Raw genomic sequence first — 17,397 nt, forward strand, 5'->3', positions numbered from 1 at the left:
TCTTTGACAATTCGGTCTAACCTCCCGCGGGTTGGCAACCCGCGGGAGGTTGGGGTCCCCCCCTCCCAAAGGCATTGGAGCCCTCGGGAGGGGGGACGCCTGCATTCCTGGGCACCGGGCATGGTGCGCTCCGAAGGCGTGATGCGTGAGAGGAGAGAGGCAGACACGGGCTCCCCCGGATCGTGCGGGACGGGTCACGCGTCGCGCCCGCGGCGTGTTTTTGCAGTTGACTCCGCGGCGGTGTGCCCTATAATCGAGCGGGTAGGCAGACTTCTCCCCCATCCCCGAGCGAGGCTGCGAATGGCGAAGTACGATGTGGTGGTGATCGGGTCTGGCCCGGGCGGCTATGTGGCCGCGCTGCGGGCGGCGCAACTGGGCAGGAAGACCTGTGTGGTGGAGCGCGACGCCGTGGGCGGCGTGTGCCTGAATCGCGGCTGCATCCCCACGAAGGCCCTGGCCCACGCGGCCGAGGTCTGCTCGCTGGCACGCCACGGCGCCGAGTTCGGCATCCTGGCCGAGAACGTGAGCGTGGACTTCGCCAAGGTGCAGGCCAACAAGGACGCCGTGGTGAAGAGGCTCACGGGCGGCGTGGGGTTCCTGCTGAAGCGGGCGCACGTGGACGTGGTGGCGGGCACGGGGCGGCTGAAGGGCCGCAAGGCGGTGGCCGTGACGCTGAACGCGGGCGGGGAGGAGACGCTGGAGGCGGACAAGATCATCGTGGCGACGGGGAGCGAGCCGGCCCGGCCGAAGGCGATTCCCTTCGACGGCGAGCGGATCGTCACGAGCGACGAGGCGCTGAGGCTGAGCCGCCTGCCCGAGAGCGTGTTCATCCTGGGCGGCGGCTACATCGGGTGCGAGTTCGCCTCGATCTTCGCCCAGCTCGGCGCGCAGGTGACCGTGGTGGAGATGCTCGACCGTCTGCTGCCGACGCTGGACGCCGAGGTGGCGGCCGAGATCACCAAGGCCCTCAAGAGGCAGAAGGTCAAGGTGCTCGTGGGCACGAGGATGGAGGGCATCCAGTCGGGCGCCAGCGGCGTGAAGGCCACGCTGTCGAACGGGGCGGCCCTGGAGGCCGACCTGGCGCTGGTGTGCACCGGCCGGCGGCTGCTGTCGGCCGACCTCGGGCTGGAGGAGGCGGGGGCGAAGGTGGAGAACGGCGCCATCGCCATTGACGAGCACTGCGAGACGAGCGTGGCCGGCCTGTACGCCATCGGCGACGTGACGGGCAAGCTGCTGCTCGCGCACGTGGCGAGCGCGCAGGGCATCGTGGCCGCCGAGCACGCGGCGGGCAGGAATGCCCGGATGGACTATCGTTGCGTGCCGGCCGCCGTGTTCACGAACCCCGAGGTGGGCACGGTGGGGATGACCGAGGCGGAGGCCGCCGCGGCGGGCCGCCGGGTGAGGGCCGCGAAGTTTCCGTTCCAGGCCCTCGGCCGCGCGGTGGCGATGGGCGAGACGGCCGGCTTCGCGAAGATCGTGGCCGACGAGGCCACGGGCCAGGTGCTCGGCGTGCACCTGGTGGGCCCGCACGCCTCGGACGTGGTGGCGGAAGGGGCGCTGGCGGTGGCCCTCGAGGCCACGGTGAAGGAACTGGCCCACGGGATCCACGCCCACCCCACGCTGCCGGAGGCCCTTCTGGAGGCCGCGCGAGCCTGGCTTGGGCAGGGGATCCACGCGTAGGAAGCCCGCGGAGTGCGTTGGATTCCGTTCGTCCTCGTCGCCGTTCTCGGCGTGATGCTGCAAGCGACGCTGATGCGCCTGGCGGTGCTTGGCGACGCCTTCCCCGATCTGCTCGTGGCGTTGCTGGTGGTGTTCAGCGTGGGGGCGGAGCCGGCCGAGGGCTTCGCGGCGGGCGCCGTGCTGGGCCTGGGGCGCGACCTGTTCACTGCCGAGCCCTTGGGCCTGAGCCTGGCCGTCTTCGCCGTGCTGGGCTGGCTGATGGCCCGCCGCCCGGGCGCCGGCGCGGGGTATGCGGCGGCCCACGCGGTGCTGGCGCTGCTGTGCTCGCTGGCGGCCAGCGGGGCGTCGGTGGCCGCCGTCGTGGCCCAGGGCGGCCTGCTGCCGCTGGGCCTCGCGGCTCGGCGGGCCGGCCTGTCGGCGCTGAGCACGGCCCTGCTGGCCGCGCTCGTGGGCGCGTTGGTCTGGCGCAACGCCCGCTGGTTCGGGCTGCGGCGCCGCTCGGAGTTCGCCGGTGTTTAGGTTCCGGATGCGCGTCGTCCTCATCCTGCTCTTCGGCGGGTTCCTCATGGTCTCGACCCGCCTGTTCTACCTCCAGGTGGTGCGCGGGGCGCACTACCGCGACTATGCGGACAACGTGCGGGTGGAGACGCGGTGGACCGAGGCGAGCCGCGGCGCCATCCGCGGTTCGGGGGGCGAGTTGCTGGCCTTCGAGCAGCCGGGGTTCAACGTGGCCATCGTGCCGGCCGATCTGCCGGGCGGGCAGGCCCTGTGCCGCCCCGTGCTCAAGCTCTACACGCTGGCCCGCCGGGAGCGGATCACGTCGGTGCGCGACGTGAGCGTGATGGTGCGGAGCGCCGCCCGCGGCGAGGGCTACGAGGTCAGCTTCGGCCTCGCCGCCACGTTCCTGCGCCTCGACGGCACCGACCTCGTCGAGCGTGAGGAGCACGGCACGGCGCTCGTGGTGGTGCCGCGCGGGGCGGGCGCGCTGGTGGACGCCGTGGCCGAGCTGACGAAGACGCCGGCGCGCGAGATGCTGCGGGCGCTGTTCCAGGGCCTGGCGCTGGTGGGCCGCGGCTGGCAGCGCCTGGGCGACCCGTGCGTGGTGGCGCGCGACGTGGGCTTCGGGGCCGCCGCCGAGCTCGAGACGAACCCCGACCGCTACCCCGGCTTCCGCGTGGTGGCTACGCCGCAGCGAAGCTACCCCTACGACGCCCTGGCGGGCCACGTGCTGGGCTACGTGCAACCCGTCTCCGCCGCCGAGTACGACCGCTGGCACGAGTCGTACGGCGGCTCGGTGGCCAAGCGCTTCCTGCCCGACGACCTGATCGGGCGCAACGGCATCGAGCGCGCCTTCGACTTCGAGCTGCGCGCGGCCCGCGGCGTGCGCACGCTGGAGGTGGACGCGGCCCGCCGCACCCAGCAGGTGCTGGACGACGTGCCCGCCGTGCCGGGGGCCGACGTGTACCTCACCATAGACCGCGAGGTGCAGGCCACGGCGGAGGCGGCGCTGGAGGGGCACACGGGGTCCATCCTCCTCCTCGAGCCCGCCACCGGCCGCGTGCTGGCGATGGCCAACTCGCCCCGCTACAACCCCAACGACATGCCGCGCAACCCGCCCGACCCGAACGACAGGACGGCGCCGCTGCTCAACCGGGCCATCCAGGGCAAGTACCCGCTCGGCTCGGCCTTCAAGCTGATCGAGGCCGTCGGCGCGCTCGAGGAGAACAAGGCCCCGGCCAGCGTCGAGTGCACCGGCAGCTACCTCGGCCACCTGTGCGGCAACCACAGCGTGCCGATGCACGTCACCCTGGAGGATGCGCTCAAGCGCTCGTGCAACAGCTACTTCTACCGCACGGCCCACGAGACGCTGGGCCTCAAGGGCGTGCTCAAGTGGGCCTCGCTCTTCGGCCTCGGCCAGTGCACGGGCGTGGACCTGCCGAGCGAACGGTCGGGCCTCCTGCCCACCCCCGCCTGGAAGCTCCGCACCTACGGCGAGAGCTGGTATGCGGGCGAGACGTGCAATCTCGCCATCGGCCAGGGCGCCCTGGAGGTCACGCCGATCCAGGTCGCGCGCTTCGTGGCCGCCATCGCGAACGGCGGCCGCCTCGTGCGGCCCCGCGTGGTGGACCGCATCGTCTACCCGGACGGGAGCGAGAAGACGTTCGACGGCGGGGTGGTGGAGACCCTGCCTCTCACGCCGGCCAAGCTGGCCCGCATCCACGCGGTCATGCGCTCGGTGTGCCACGAGATCGGCGGCACGGCGCGCAAGGCGTTCGGGCGCTCGGAGGCGCAGCCCGACTTCCTCCAGGACCAGGGCTACGACGTGGCCGGAAAGACGAGCACGGCGGAGCGCGGGCGGAGCCAGGGCAACGTGGGCTGGTTCGTGGGCTTCGCGCCGTGCCGCGACCCGCGGGTCGCCTTCGTCGTGGTGCTCGAGCACACGGAGCAGGGGGTCCACGGCGCCGACGTGGCGGCCCCCCTCGCCCGCCGCCTCCTCGAGCGGCTCCCCGAGCGGTACCTGGAGGGGGTGCCGGGCCGCGAGCTGCGCGAGCAGGCGCGCCAGCGCCTGGCCGCGAAGGAGCCGCCCCGATGATCCGCCGCCTCCACGTGCAGGCCCGCGACTGGGTTTTCCTCGGCTGCATCGCCGCGCTGCTGGCGATCGGCCTGGCCTTCGTCTACAGCGCGTCGTACCGCTCCGGCCCGATGGGCGAGGGCTACTACACGTCCAGCCCCGCCAAGCAGGTGCAGTGGATCGCCTTCGGCGCGCTGGCCTTCGTGGCGCTCCTGTTCGTCAACTACCGCCACCTGCTCGAACACGCCTACGTGCTGTACCTGGTGGGCCTGGCCTCGCTCGTCTTCGTGCTCTTCTTCGGCGTCACCAGCGAGGAGATCTCCGCACGCCGCTGGATCGCGCTGGGGCCCCTCCGCGTCCAGCCCTCCGAGTTCATGAAGCTCTTCACGATCCTCGCGCTCGCGCGCTACCTGATGGACACCGAATCGCATCGCCACCTCGGCGGCCTGCTGGTGCCGTTCGCGCTCGTGCTGGCCCCGATGCTGCTGATCGTCAAGGAGCCCGACCTGGGCATGTCGCTGGTCTTCCTGCCCATCGCCCTCGCGATCCTGTACGCGGCGGCCGCCCGCCCGAGGCATCTGCTGCTGATCGTGGCCGCGCTGGCCCTCGCCGTGCCCCTGGCGTGGCCCCACCTGCGCCCGTACCAGAAGGAGCGCATCCTCGGGTTCCTGACCCAGGACGAGTCGCGCTCGCGCCAGGAGCTGCACCGCCTGGACCTCTACCAGCTCGAGCAGGCCAAGGTGGCGATCGGCTCGGGCCAGCTCTTCGGCCGCGGCTGGATGCAGGGCAGCCAGAACCGCCTGAACTTCATCCCGGCCAAGACTCGCAACAACGACTTCATCTTCGCCGTGATCTGCGAGGAGTGGGGCTTCGTGGGGGCCAACCTCGTGCTCGGCCTCTTCCTGCTGCTCCTGGCCCTCTGCGGCCGGATGGCGGAGGACGTGCATCACCCCGGCGGCCGCCTCATCGTGGTGGGCGTGGTGGCCATGCTGGGCACCCAGGCCGTCATCAACACGGCCATGGCTTCGGGCCAGATGCCCATCGTGGGCCTCACCCTGCCGCTCGTGAGCTACGGCGGCTCCTCGATCGTCGCGTCGCTCCTCGCGCTGGGGCTCGTCTTCAACGTCAGCGCCTACCGCCGCGTGAGCCTGGCCAGCGACACGCTGGACCCCGAGGCCGAGGCCCGCCGCGAACTGGCCCCCATCCCCGAAGAGAGTTTCATGCGGACCTGACCGGCCCGCGGCAAGGATGCGCCCCGTGGCTACCCCGTACGACGACTTTCTGCTCCGCGTGCAACAGCCGGCCCAGTACACGGGCGGCGAGTGGAACGTCGTGACCAAGGACCACGCTGCCGTGGACCTCACCTTCGCTCTCGCCTTCCCCGACACCTACGCCATCGGGATGTCGCACCTGGGCCTGGCCATCCTCTACGACGTGCTGAACCGCCAGCCGCACATCGCCGCCGAGCGCGCCTTCATGCCGCTGCCCGACATGCAGGCCGCGATGGCCGCCCGCTCCCTGCCCCTGGCGAGCCTGGAGACGCGCACGCCGCTGGCCGCCTTCGACGCCGTGGGCTTCTCCCTCCAGTACGAGATGGGCTACACGAACGTCCTGGCGATGCTCGCGCTCGCGGGCATTCCCCTGCGGGCCGCCGAGCGGGGCGACGGCTGCCCCCTCATCGTGGCCGGCGGCCCGGGCGCGATGGCCCCGGAGCCGCTGGCCCCGTTCATAGACCTCTTCGCCGTCGGCGACGGCGAGGAGATGGCGCTCGCCCTGGCCGAGGCCATTCGCGCGACGCGCGGGCGCCCGCGGGCCGAGCGCCTCGCGGCCATCGCCAGGTCCGCCCCGCACTTCTACGCGCCGGCGCTCTACCGCGAGGAGCGCGACGCCCGCGGCGCGTTCCTCGGCCTCCGGCCCCTGGCGCCGGGCGTGCCCGCCACGGTCCGTCGGGCCGTGGTGGACGACCTCGACGCGGCGCCCTACCCCGAGCGCCCCCTCGTGCCCCTCGTGGAGACGGTGCACGATCGCATCACGCTGGAGATCATGCGCGGCTGCACCCAGGGCTGCCGCTTCTGCCAGGCGGGCATGACGCGGCGGCCGGCGCGCGCGCGGTCCGTCGAGCGCCTGCGCCAGATCGCCTGCGCCGCCTACGACGCCACCGGGCACAGCGAGATCAGCCTCGCCTCGCTCTCCTCCAGCGACCACCCCGAGCTGCGCGCGCTCCTTGCCGCCCTGGCCGCGGCCTTCGAGCCCAAGGGCGTCAACCTCGCGCTCTCGTCGCTGCGGGTGGACGACCAGCTCTCGGACCTGCCGGCCCTCGTCCGCGGCGTGCGCAAGGCGGGCCTCACCATCGCGCCCGAGGCCGCGCGCGACGAGTTGCGCCGCCGCATCAACAAGAACATCACCACCGACGACCTTCTGCACGGCGCCCGCCAGGCCTACCAGCAAGGCTGGCGCGCCATCAAGCTCTACTTCATGATCGGCCTGCCCGGCGAGACCGACGACGACGTGGACGCCATCGCCGACCTCGCCCACGAGGTGTCGGCCCAGCGCGGCGGGCGCGGCGGCGACGTGAACGTCTCCGTCTCCTCCTTCGTCCCCAAGCCCCACACCCCGTTCCAGTGGGAGCCGATGGACGAGCCCGAGGTGCTCCACGCCAAGCAGGCCCGCCTCCGCTCGCGCGCCCGCGGCCGCCGCGTGCGGTTCAAGTTCCACAACGTCGAGCGCAGCCAGATCGAGGGGGTGCTCAGCCGCGGCGACCGGCGCGTCGCGGAGGCGCTCTACCGGGCCTGGCAACTCGGCGCCCAGCTCGATGCCTGGGACGAGCACTTCCGCCATCCCCTCTGGCTCCAGGCGTTCGAGGACACAGGCGTCCGCCCCGCCGACTACGCCGGCCGCCGATGGGCCGAAGACGAGGCCCTGCCCTGGGACCACATTGACGCGGGCGTGACCAAGCGCTTCCTGCTCGCCGAGAAGCGCCGGGCCGAGCGCGGCGAGACGACCCCCGACTGCCGCCTCAGCGTGTGCCCCAACTGCGGCGCCTGCGTGCGGGCGAAGCCCGAGCCCCCGTGAGGAGCACACTCGTGCGCGAACGCGCCGTCGCCTTCCACAGCCCCGCGCGCCTCGTGGGCATCCTCGCCGAGCCCGAGCCGGCGACCGAGGCCCGCGGCCTCGGGGTCGTCTTCCTGCACGGCTGGACCGGCTACCGGGTGGGGCCGCACCGCATCTTCGTCGAGGCCGCCCGCCGCCTCGCCGCCGCGGGCTGCCACACCCTGCGGTTCGATTTCCGCGGCCGCGGCGACAGCGAAGGCGACCACGAGGCGACCACCCTCGACCAGATGATCGAGGACGCCCGGGCGGCCCGCCGCCTGCTCGCCGAGCAGCCGGGCGTGCGGCGCACCTTCTGGTGCGGCCTGTGCTCGGGCGGCAACGTCACCCTGGGCGCCGCGTCGCTCGACAAGGACGTGGACGGCCTGATCCTCTGGTCCACTCCCCTCTTCGCGCCCGACAAGACCGCCCATCAGGAGGTCCGCCGCCGCGGCCTGTTCCTCGGCGAGTATCTGCGCAAGCTCTTCCGCCGCGAGACCTACGTCAAGCTCATCCGGGGCCGGCTGCGCTTCGGCCTGATCGCCCGCGTGCTGCTCGGGCGCCGGAGGCCCGCCGCGGGGGCGCGCGACCCGCGGGATTCGGCCCGCCACATCATGCGCGACCTGCGCGGCTACCACGGGCCGGCGCTGTTCATCTACGGCAGCCGCGACGACGAGGCGGTGGGGGCGCCCGAGTTCTACCGGCGCTATTGCGAAGAGAACGGCATCCCCGCCGCGTTCCACACGATCGAGGGGGCGAACCACAGCTTCTACTCGGTGGCGTGGCAGGACGAGGTGATCGGGCTGACCGAGCGCTGGCTGCTCGCGGCGGGGGGAAAATAGAGGGACCTCCCCGCGGGCGGAGGCCCGGGGGAGGTCCCTCTATGTCCTCGAAGACCTGGCGGTCTAGAGGTCCTGCGGCTTCACGGTGGCGCGCTTGTTGGCCTTGGCGCGCTCGATGGCCTTGGCGACCATGCACGCGACGGCGGCATTGAGCGCATCGAGGAGTTCGCTGGACATCATGGCGCCCTTGGCGCGAATGAGTGCCCGCACCTTGCTGCCCACGACGACGGGCTCGGCCTTCGCTGCCTTCTTTGCCATTCTCGTATGCACCCCCTACTAAGGTTGCCGAGACCTGAGGCCGCGTGCCCCCGTTGGGCCGCAGGCCCGCGTTCTCACACGCCCCTGTATATACTGGCTGGGGGGCGTCTTGTCAAGCACTAATTTGCGAAAATCTGCGGTTGTTCGCCATTCCGGAGCGTTTCGCGGGCGCCCAGGGCACGCGGGCAGGCGCCGCCGCCTCACGCCTCCTTGAAGATGGCCGGCATCCGGGGGTCGGCCGCCAGGTCGTGCTCGGGCGCGGGCACCGCCTCCAGGAGGCGGTCCACCAGCGTGTCGGGCGTCACGCCCTCGGCCTCCGCGTTGAAATTGGTGATGATGCGGTGGCGCAGCACGGGGTGCGCCACCGCGCGGATGTCGTCGGTGGCCACATAGGTGCGCCCGTTGAGCACGGCGCGCGCCTTGCCGCCCAGGATCATATACTGGCCGGCCCGTGGCCCCGCGCCCCAGCGCACGTAGCGCCGGATGAAGTCGGGCGCCTCGGCCGCCGGAAGCCGGGTGGCGCGCGCCAGCCGCATGGCGTAGCGGATCACGTGCTCGGCGATCGGCACCTTGAGCACGAGGCCCTGGAGGGCGATGATCTCCTGCGCATTCAGCACCTGCTCGAGCTCGGCCCGGAACGGCGCCGTGGTGAGCCGCAGGATGTCGAACTCCTCCTGCTCGCTCGGATAGTCCACGATGATCTCGAACATGAAGCGGTCGAGCTGGGCCTCGGGCAGCGGGTACGTGCCCTCCTGCTCGATCGGGTTCTGGGTGGCCAGCACGAAGAAGGGGTCGGGCAGCGGCCGCTTCTCGCCCCCGGCCGTCACCTGCCGCTCCTGCATGGCCTCGAGCAGGGCCGCCTGAGTCTTCGGCGGCGTGCGGTTGATCTCGTCGGCCAGGATCACGTTGGCGAAGATCGGGCCCTTGAGGAAGCGGAACGAGCGCTCGCCCGTGCTGCGGTCCTCCATGATCACCTCGGTGCCCGTGATGTCCGACGGCATGAGGTCGGGGGTGAACTGCACGCGGCTGAAGCCGAGGTCGAGCGCCCGCGCGAGGGTGCTGACCATGAGCGTCTTGGCCAGCCCGGGCACCCCCACGAGCAGGCCGTGCCCGCGCGCGAAGATGGCGATGAGCAGATGCTCGATCACCTGCTCCTGGCCCACGATCACCTTGCCCAGCTCCGCGCGGAGGCGGCCGTAGGCGCGGTTGAGCTTCTCGACGGCCTCCAGCTCGGAATCGGCGGCCGCCAGCGGAAGGACGCCCTCGGGGGGCTCGGGTGACGACATGCGGAGTCTCCTATGGGGTCACACGCCGGCCCCCTCCTCAGGGGCCGGTCAGCGGAACACTCGGCCGCGGCCTCAGGGCGCCCCCCGCAGCCGCACGAGGCGGAACCGTGCCGGGTGGCTCGGCACGTCGTCGGCCAGCCAGGGCGCGGGACGCACGGTGCGCGCGTCATCCTCCACCACGGCGCACAACGACCCGTCCAGCCGGACGAGGCCCGCGCAGCCGCCGGCCCCCAGCATCAGGCTCTGCTGCGGCGAGCCGTTCACCTTGTCCAGCGCCAGCACCTGCGCCAGGCGGGCGCCGCCGGGGTCGGCCACGGTGAGGCCCAGCGCGATGGCCGCGCCGCTGGCCTCCCAGGCCGCGAGCTCCTGCTGCCGCGTCAGAACGTGCGACCAGGCGACCTGCCCGGTCGAGGCCTCCAGCCGCCGCACGGTCACGCGCGCGGCCTGGCGCGAGGCCAGGAACAGGGCGTCGGCGCCCACGTCCAGAAACAGCACCCGCTCGCCGCGGGCCATCGCCAGCGACCAGGCGGGGTCGCCGCTGGCCAGTTGGCGGCACTCGATGGCCTCGCCCCCCTGGTCGTCCACGCCCAGCGCCACCAGGCGGTCAGCGGCCGCCCACACCTGCCGGGCAGCGAAGTTGTTCACGCGCACGATCCAGGCCGCTCGGCGGCTCGGGCCATCGTAGCAGCCGAGCTGCGAGCCCATAGCGTAGCACAGGCGCCCGCGCCTGTCCAGAGCCACCGTGGGCGGGCCTGCGGCGTGCGGCTCCGTGGCCTCGAAAAGCGGGTGGCCGTCCAGCGGGTTCAGCACGCGCACCGTGGCGGGCCGCGACGTGGCCAGCGCCAGGCCGAGTTCGCCCAGCTCCACGTCGTGGACCACGGGCTCCTCGATTCGCGAGGCCCACAGACGCCTCCCCGTGGCGGAGTCCAGTGCGGTGAGGCGCCCGCGCGTGTCGGCCAGCGCCACGATGCCGGGGGCGGCGGCGGTGGTCCGCGGCGCGCCGTCGTCCGATGGCTCCGAGGGGCCTTCGGCGGCGAACGACCACGCGACGTCGCCTCGCGCGAGTGCGATGGCCTCCACGCGGGTCGCCTTGCGCACGATGGCGCGCCCGTCCACCACGCCGGCCAGGGCTGCCGGCGGCAGCCGGGCGTCATCGCCCAGGCTGGGGCGTGCCCCAAGGGTCAACGCCACGGGGACCACGGCATCGCCCCGCGCGATCTCCAGGCGCACGGACGCGCCGGCCCGCCGCTCGGTGCACAGGGCGATGAGTTCCTGGGCGTCGCGCAGGCGCTTGCCGTCGAAGGCCACGAGCACGTCGCCGCTGCGGAGCCCGGCGCGTTCGGCGGGGGCGTCCTCCGCCTCGCTCACCGTGCTCACGATGCGCACGCCGCCGCCCGGGCGGTCGGCGTCCACAATGCGGATGCCGATCCAGCCGGGCCGGTCGGCCCAGCGCGCCGAGCCGTCGGCCAGTTCCCGGCACTCCAGCGAGCGCCCGGCGAGCACGAAGAAGGTCTGGGCGTCGCCAGGGACGGCCTGGAGGCTCGGGGCGCCATAGGTCGGCCTCACCGACCAGAGTTCCTGGAACGGCGGCTTCAGGGCCTCGGCGACGGCGGGAAGGGCGAAGCGGCTGTCGAGCTTCAGGAGGGCCTCGGCGTCGCGGGCCTCGGGATGCCCGGGGTAGAGGCGCCGGAGCCGCTCGGCCGCGCCTCGGGCCATCAGGCTGGCGCCGTCGCGGGCGTAGGCGGCGGCGAGGCGCCGCAACGCGCCGGGCGAAGCCTCGGCCTCGGGGTACTCGCTGACCAGTTGGTGGAGCCACAGGCGCGCCTCGGCGCGGTTGCCGGCGGCGTCGGCCCGGTCGGCCAGCCGCCGCAGCGCGGCGGGCGCGCTCAGGCTGTTGGGATAGCGCTTCACGACGGCCGCGAGGTCGGGCTCGCCGCCGCGTTCGAGCGCCGCCGCGGCCTGGCGGTCGAATGCCTCGTAGGGCTGGCGGCCCGCCGCGCGCAACAGGGCGTCGAGCGCCGCGCGCGCGGCCTCCCAGGACGCCTCGCCCGGCTCGCCGGCGGCCAGAACCTCCTGGCACGCCGCCGCCTCGCGGTCCCAGCGGCGCAGGCGGTGCGCGAGCGCGGCGGCTCGGAGGAGCAAGGCCGCCCGCTCGGACCCGGGCGGCAGGTGCACGAGCGCGGCCTCGCAGCTTTCGAGGGCCGGGGCGAGGCGTCCCGCCGCCTCGTGGCGGGCCGCCATTTCGCCGTGGCAAGCGGCCAGCCTCCGCTGCGCGTCCGCGAGCACGGCGGCGTCCACAGAGCCCGGCCTGCGTGCTGCCGCTTCCACGACCCGGGAGAGGGCCTGGATCGCCGCGGGCGCGTCGCCCGCCCACTGCTGCTCTTGGCCCAGCGCGTAGCACGCGAGGGGTTCGCCGGGGTCCGCGGCGAGCTGCCGCTCGATGGCGGCCAGGCGATTCAGCGGGGCGAACACGCTGAGGCTGTACGGGGTCGCCACGAAGAGCTTGCCCGCGGCGACGAGCAGATCGCGGGAGAGCGGGTCGCCCCCCTGCCCCGCCGAAGCCGCGAGATCGCCGCGGCGGATCTGGGCCAGCTCGCCCCCGGTCGCGCAGTCGAGGAACACGATGCCGCCCGCCACCGCCACGTGCAGGACGCGCCCGGCGACGATGGGTCGCCCGGCGGCCGACGACGGGAGCGGCACCTGCCACTCGACCTCTCCGCGCGGCCCGAGGCAGGCGGCGTCGGCGCCGACCACATAGACGCGCCCCCCGCGCGCTCCGGCCACGTAGCGGTGGTCGCCGCGCTCGCTCCGCCAGAGGAGCCGGCCCGTATCGGCGTCCATCGCGTAGAGATAGTCGGAATCGGGCGGCGTGACGTAGGCCACGCCGTCGGCCACCTGCGGGGTCCAGCTCCGCCAGCCGTCGTGCCGGTACCAGCGCCAACCGGCGCGGCGGCTCGCCACCTGGTCGTAGCGCGAGAGCCAGCGGAGGGCGCCCGAGGCGGTCTCGACGCCCGCCACGATGCCGCCGCCCGAGCAGGCGATCGCCAGGCCGCGCGACTCGGCGGCCATGCCCTCGAACCACGGCTCGTAGCGGCCGAAGCGAAAGAGCGGGTCCGACGGCCTGGCCGCGATGAACGTGCGCCAGAGCAGCCCGCCGTCGTCCGCCCGCAGGCCGCACAGGTAGAAGTCGTCGCCGCCGGCCCCGCCGCGCACCCCGACGATCAGGCGCTCGCCCAACGGGAGCGGGGCCGACACGAACCACCCCCCGGCCGCGCGGTCGGCGGGGAGCAGGCTGAGCGCCGAACACCGCCACCGCGGCGCGCCCGTGCGGGCGTCGAGCGCGACCAGGTCGCCGCCGACCCCGGCCTCGCCCCGCGCGGCCACCACCTGCATCGGGATCGAGCAGAAGACCTGAAGGCCCGATGCCGAGCAGGACCACGCCCCCGAGTAGGAGCCGGGGATCATGAACGGCCCGCCGCCCCGCCAGTCGCGCGGATCGCCCAGCCATGGCCACTCCCAGCGCAGCTTGCCGGTGGCCGCCTCGCGCGCCACCACGCCGCTCCGCGTCGGGTAGACGGCCACGCCGTTCGAGACGATCGGCAGGACGCGCACCGACGGCTCCGGGGCCGTCCCCTCGCCGTCCACGAACAGCCGGGCGCGCGGCTCTGCCGCCGCGCGCGACGCCTCGCGAGGCTGGACCACGTCGGCCCACAGCAGCATTCCCGGGCGGATCGCGGAGGGCGGCACGCGCGATTGGGCCGCGTCGCCGCCCGTCACGGGCCACTCGCCGTCCTCCTCCGCCCGCGGCGGCCGCGCGGCCAGCGCGCCCGCGAGCGACGCCAGGTCGGTGGCCTGGCCCGCGATGGCCAGCTTCGCGTCCGGCCCGAGCCGCTCGGCGGCGGCCCGGAGCAGAGCCGCCGCCGCGCCCGATGCCTGCAATTGCGCGAGGCACACGGCCAGCTTCGCGGCCAGCGGCGCCGGGGCCACGTCGCTGTCGGGGCAGAGGGCCAGGAGGCGGCGCCAGGCGCGCAGCGCGCGCCCGGGTTCCCCGCGCGCCAGCCAGGCCGTGGCCAGGCGATCCAGCGCGTTGTCGCCGCTCGAACTCAACAGGAACCGCGCGGCCACGGCCGCCACGCCCGCCAGGTCGCCGTGCTCCACGGCAGCGGCGTACTGGCTCTGCGCCAGGCGGTCCACCTGCTGGCGGTACGCCGCAAGGCCCTCGGGCGGAAAGCCGGCGAGCCGCTCCTCCACGTGCTCGCGGATGGGGACGTAGAGACGCGGGCTGGGGTGGCAGAGCGCCTCGGGCGCCTCGTCGAGGAGGCGCTGGTAGAGATCGGCGGCTCGGCGCCAGTGGCGGTCCTGCTCGGCCCGCAATGCCTCATCCAACACCGCCACGGCTCGCGCCGTGGCCGAGTAGTCCACCGTCACGTCGCCGGCCGGCTCCGGCTGCGGCGTCGCGCGGGGCACGCCGCCCAAGGCGGCCTCGAGGCACTCGCGCACCTCTCGCAAGCCATGCGAGGCGGACGGCGCGCCCTCGGGCGCCGCGGCCGCGAGTAGACCGCCGATCAGCAGAACCGCAATGAGATGAGGAAGCCGCATGAAGCCGCTCGGCGCGGAGTGGGACAGGCATCGCCGCTATGCCCATCTTAGGCCGCCGGACGCGGGGAGTCAAGGCGCGGCCTGCCCGGGGCGCGGGCAGGAACCGTGGGTGATTTCCGCCGTCCCCCCGACAACGGGCATGGGTCCGCCGCGCCGGATGGGACTGATCTAGCGTGACGGTTCCCCCGTGCGCGTGAGGGGAATGCTGCTGACTCCGATCGGATTTCCCGCGGCGTCGAGCAGTTCCACCTTCGCCTCGTGCTGGCCTGGGGCGAGCTTCGAGGGGTCGAAGACGACCTGACACTGCCGCAGGCTGGCGGGGGCGAGGAGGAGCATGCCCTCCGGCGTCGGCGGCGCCACATCCGCGCGCACCTCGAAGGGCGCAGTCAACCGGCTCTGGCCCAGCGTGAAACGCACGCTGGCGGGCGACACGGTCTTCGCCACGGTGATCGTTGCGAAGCCGGCGCGGTCCTGGCCGTCGTAGGCCGCCTGGTCGAGCGACACCGTGAGCGGCTGGGGGATGACCTCGCGGAGGCTCAGGTCGTCCACCCACACGGTGCCCGGCCCCTGCACCCAAATGGCGAGGTACTTGGGGACGGCGGGGAAGTTCATCTCCACCCGGGCCCAGAGGCGGGTCCAGCCGTCGGCGGCCTGCTTGTCCTGGCCCTCGCGGGTCGCGCGGGCGGCGCCTTCGGGCAAGGCGATGCGGATGCTGGGCGGCACGGAGCGGCCCTTCCACTTCGCCCAGGCTGAGAACTCGTAGATGCGGTCCGCTGCGAGCGAGAGGCTCAACCCGCCGCCTGCCCACGACGGCCACACGAGCACGGTGGTGGCTTGCGTGCTGCTGTCGGCGGGGATTTCGATGCGGGCCGACTGCTTGCCGCCGTGGCGCTCGGCCGTGTCGAGGGCGCCCGTGCCCTTGCTGTTCCACGGCTGCACCTGCCAGGGTTTCATCGCCGCCTCGAAATCCGAGGGGGGGAGCAGTTCGCTCCCATACTTGATCTCCTCCTGCCCCACGGCGGCCCACTCGAAGTCGAACGGCGAGACGGGCGGGACGGGCGGCCGGACCTCGGAGCGCAACAGAGGCAGCAGCGTCGTGATGTGGCCGGCGACCCTGCGGCGCCACTTGCGAAGCGTCGAAGGGTGCGGCGGCGAGGTGCGCTCACCGCCGGCGAGCGCCTGGAAGCGCCAGTTGATCTGGCCGAGGGTCGCAGCGAGGGACTTCTCCGCGGCCTTCAGCGCGTCGCTCGTCGGCGTCGCGCTCGACTCCCTTGCGAGAGAGCAGAGCTGGCGGAGGAGATGGGCATAGCGGTAGTCGTCCACGCCCTCGCGGACGGCTTCCCAGTAGAGCGTGGGGAGCGGGCCGTCGGAGGCGGGGTAGACGTAGCCCTCGTCGTCCTGGCGCAGGCCCTTGAGGCCGCCGTCGCCGAAGCGGTAGACCCATTGGGCGATCTGGCTCGCGCCCGTCTTGAGGCCGTAGAAGCCGAAGAAATAGCGGGGGCCGGCCAGCGTGTGGCCGGCGCCGTTGTAGATGCCGTAGGGCTTCTTGCGGGCGACCAGCGCCGCGGCGATCTCGGGCGTGAAGCGGTTAGTGCTCAGGAAGTCCACCACATCCGAGAGCTTGCCGATCTCGTCGTTGCCCATGGCGATGCCGCCGCCGATGTCGGTCCAGGTCGTGATGTCGGGGTAGCGTTTCTTCACGAAGCCGTAGTAGTAGACCGCCTCGTCGAGCAGGTTGTGGGCGCCGGCCTCATCCATCAGGTAGGCGCGCAGCGGCGGCCAGCCCCCGGCCTTCGCCTCCTCGCGGATCACGTCAATCGCCTTGCACAGGTCGTCGTCTATCTTCTTGCTGTGCGGCCAGTGGACGAACCAGTTCTTGTCCTTGTCCCAGTAGTAGGCGATCTGGTGGCCGACTTCGAATGTGAGGGGGAACTGCCATTGGCCGAAGACCTTGGTGGCGGCGGCCATCATGCGCTTGCAGCGGGCGCGGGTGGCCGCCACGTCGTCGTCGCCGAAGTTCTGGTCGCGAGTCACGATTTCGGCTCCGATGGGGGTCTCGAAGGCGTTCAGCCCGTGCTCCCGCATGTCGGTGAGTTCCTTGACGAGCATCGCATCGTCGTCGGCCGGGCGCGGGTAGAACATCGCCATCTCGACCGGCGCCGGCGGGAGCGTGAAGGGGAGCACGTGGAGCGAGAGCCGGAGCTGCGTCGCCTCGCGGCCCTCGGCCTTGAGCGTGATCGTGCCGCGGTAGAGGCCGCCTTGCGCGCCGTCGGGCACTTTGAGGGTGAGCCACACCTGGGCCGTGGCACCCTTGGGGACGTCGAACGTAGGCCGCTTCTCGAGGAGATAGGGCGCCAGCCGGCAGGTCTTGGCCTTGGCGTCCACCGGCACGCGGAGGCAGCGGACCAGGCGCACGTCCACGTGGTCGGCGGGAACCGGCTCGTGGCCGTCGCTGCGCAGTTCGGAGACCTGGACACTCACCCCCTTGAGCGGTTCGAGCGCGTGGAGGGCGAACGAGAGCGGTTCGTATTCGCCCCGGGCGGCGGCCGCCTCCAGTTCCGTGGTGCGCTCGGAGGGGAACGGCGGAGAGGCGGGGGAGACGGGCAGCAGCGGGTCGCGGGCGAAGACAACGTAGCCGCGGCGGGCCTCGTCGGCGGTCGGGGGCAGCGCAACGGGGCCGGTGGGCTCGGGGGGCAGCTCGGTCCAGCCTTTCGGCGCAGGCGGCAGGTCAGGTGCGACTGTGCCCCACACTCGGAACTGCTCGGGCGGCTCGGCCCACACGCCGTGGGCCGCGGCGGCCAGCATCGCGGCCGCAACCAGTGGAATGGGGCTATGTGCTCTTGGCATCTCAGGTCTCCTTCATCCTTCGTTCCCCACACAATGCCGGGAGGGCGGCGGCAAATCAAGCGCGAACGCGCGGGCGGGTGTGGGCCGGAACTGTAGGCAGGGTGATTGTCTCTGGAGCCTGAAGGGCTCGCATGGGATAGCCCAGGGCTACGCCCTGATCTTCGCCCACATGTCAGGGCCTTGTAGCCCGCGAACGCGGGCGACCGGGCCGTAGCCCAGGGCGACC

General features: G+C 73.1%; 10 protein-coding genes. 6 read left to right on the top strand and 4 right to left on the bottom strand.

Annotated elements, in window-relative coordinates:
• The first annotated feature begins 300 nt into the window (after positions 1-300).
• From lpdA to PLE19_22020, 6 genes are read left to right on the top strand one after another with little or no spacing between them, the layout of a single operon-like run.
• Complete coding sequence (lpdA, locus tag PLE19_21995; GenBank protein ID HPD17620.1) at positions 301-1,680, top strand: dihydrolipoyl dehydrogenase; 1,380 nt, start codon at positions 301-303, stop codon at positions 1,678-1,680.
• 12 nt (positions 1,681-1,692) lie between these two features.
• Entirely contained in the window at positions 1,693-2,199 is a 507-nt protein-coding gene (locus PLE19_22000) for a hypothetical protein (protein ID HPD17621.1), read from the top strand.
• On the top strand, positions 2,192-4,273 hold the full coding sequence (locus PLE19_22005) for a penicillin-binding transpeptidase domain-containing protein (protein HPD17622.1): 2,082 nt from the start codon (positions 2,192-2,194) through the stop codon (positions 4,271-4,273). Before PLE19_22000 ends, PLE19_22005 begins: the two co-directional genes overlap by 8 nt.
• The gene (locus PLE19_22010) at positions 4,270-5,484 is read left to right on the top strand and encodes an FtsW/RodA/SpoVE family cell cycle protein (GenBank protein ID HPD17623.1); all 1,215 of its coding nucleotides are present in this window, start codon (positions 4,270-4,272) and stop codon (positions 5,482-5,484) included. The genes PLE19_22005 and PLE19_22010 overlap by 4 nt, the downstream gene beginning before the upstream one ends.
• A gap of 25 nt (positions 5,485-5,509) precedes the next feature.
• The gene (locus PLE19_22015) at positions 5,510-7,324 is read left to right on the top strand and encodes a TIGR03960 family B12-binding radical SAM protein (protein ID HPD17624.1); all 1,815 of its coding nucleotides are present in this window, start codon (positions 5,510-5,512) and stop codon (positions 7,322-7,324) included.
• 11 nt (positions 7,325-7,335) lie between these two features.
• Positions 7,336-8,181, top strand: coding sequence for an alpha/beta fold hydrolase (locus tag PLE19_22020; GenBank protein ID HPD17625.1), 846 nt, complete (start codon positions 7,336-7,338; stop codon positions 8,179-8,181).
• A gap of 63 nt (positions 8,182-8,244) precedes the next feature.
• Here PLE19_22020 and PLE19_22025 read toward each other — a convergent pair whose 3' ends face one another.
• From PLE19_22025 to PLE19_22040, 4 genes are all read right to left on the bottom strand, one after another.
• Positions 8,245-8,439, bottom strand: a complete 195-nt coding sequence (locus PLE19_22025; protein HPD17626.1) for a hypothetical protein — start codon at positions 8,437-8,439, stop codon at positions 8,245-8,247.
• Between the two features lie 200 nt (positions 8,440-8,639).
• Positions 8,640-9,725, bottom strand: a complete 1,086-nt coding sequence (locus PLE19_22030) for a MoxR family ATPase (GenBank protein ID HPD17627.1) — start codon at positions 9,723-9,725, stop codon at positions 8,640-8,642.
• A gap of 72 nt (positions 9,726-9,797) precedes the next feature.
• Positions 9,798-14,324: a PQQ-binding-like beta-propeller repeat protein gene (locus PLE19_22035; GenBank protein ID HPD17628.1), complete on the bottom strand. Its 4,527-nt coding sequence runs from the start codon at positions 14,322-14,324 to the stop codon at positions 9,798-9,800.
• A gap of 168 nt (positions 14,325-14,492) precedes the next feature.
• Positions 14,493-17,171 carry a DUF6067 family protein gene (locus PLE19_22040; GenBank protein HPD17629.1) on the bottom strand — a complete coding sequence of 893 codons (2,679 nt, stop codon included), beginning with the start codon at positions 17,169-17,171 and terminating at the stop codon, positions 14,493-14,495.
• Between the last annotated feature and the right edge of the window lie 226 nt (positions 17,172-17,397).

The sequence above is a fragment of the Planctomycetota bacterium genome (assembly GCA_035384565.1).
Lineage (GTDB): Bacteria > Planctomycetota > PUPC01 > DSUN01 > DSUN01 > DAOOIT01.

What these genes read in the sequence shown, in the direction of transcription:
- PLE19_22010 (HPD17623.1), top strand. Translation starts at nt 4,270, where the DNA reads ATGATCCGCCGCCTCCACGTGCAGGCCCGCGACTGGGTTTTCCTCGGC.
- PLE19_22035 (HPD17628.1), bottom strand. Translation starts at nt 14,324, where the DNA reads ATGCGGCTTCCTCATCTCATTGCGGTTCTGCTGATCGGCGGTCTACTC.
- PLE19_22025 (HPD17626.1), bottom strand. Translation starts at nt 8,439, where the DNA reads ATGGCAAAGAAGGCAGCGAAGGCCGAGCCCGTCGTCGTGGGCAGCAAG.
- PLE19_22030 (HPD17627.1), bottom strand. Translation starts at nt 9,725, where the DNA reads ATGTCGTCACCCGAGCCCCCCGAGGGCGTCCTTCCGCTGGCGGCCGCC.
- lpdA (HPD17620.1), top strand. Translation starts at nt 301, where the DNA reads ATGGCGAAGTACGATGTGGTGGTGATCGGGTCTGGCCCGGGCGGCTAT.
- PLE19_22040 (HPD17629.1), bottom strand. Translation starts at nt 17,171, where the DNA reads ATGCCAAGAGCACATAGCCCCATTCCACTGGTTGCGGCCGCGATGCTG.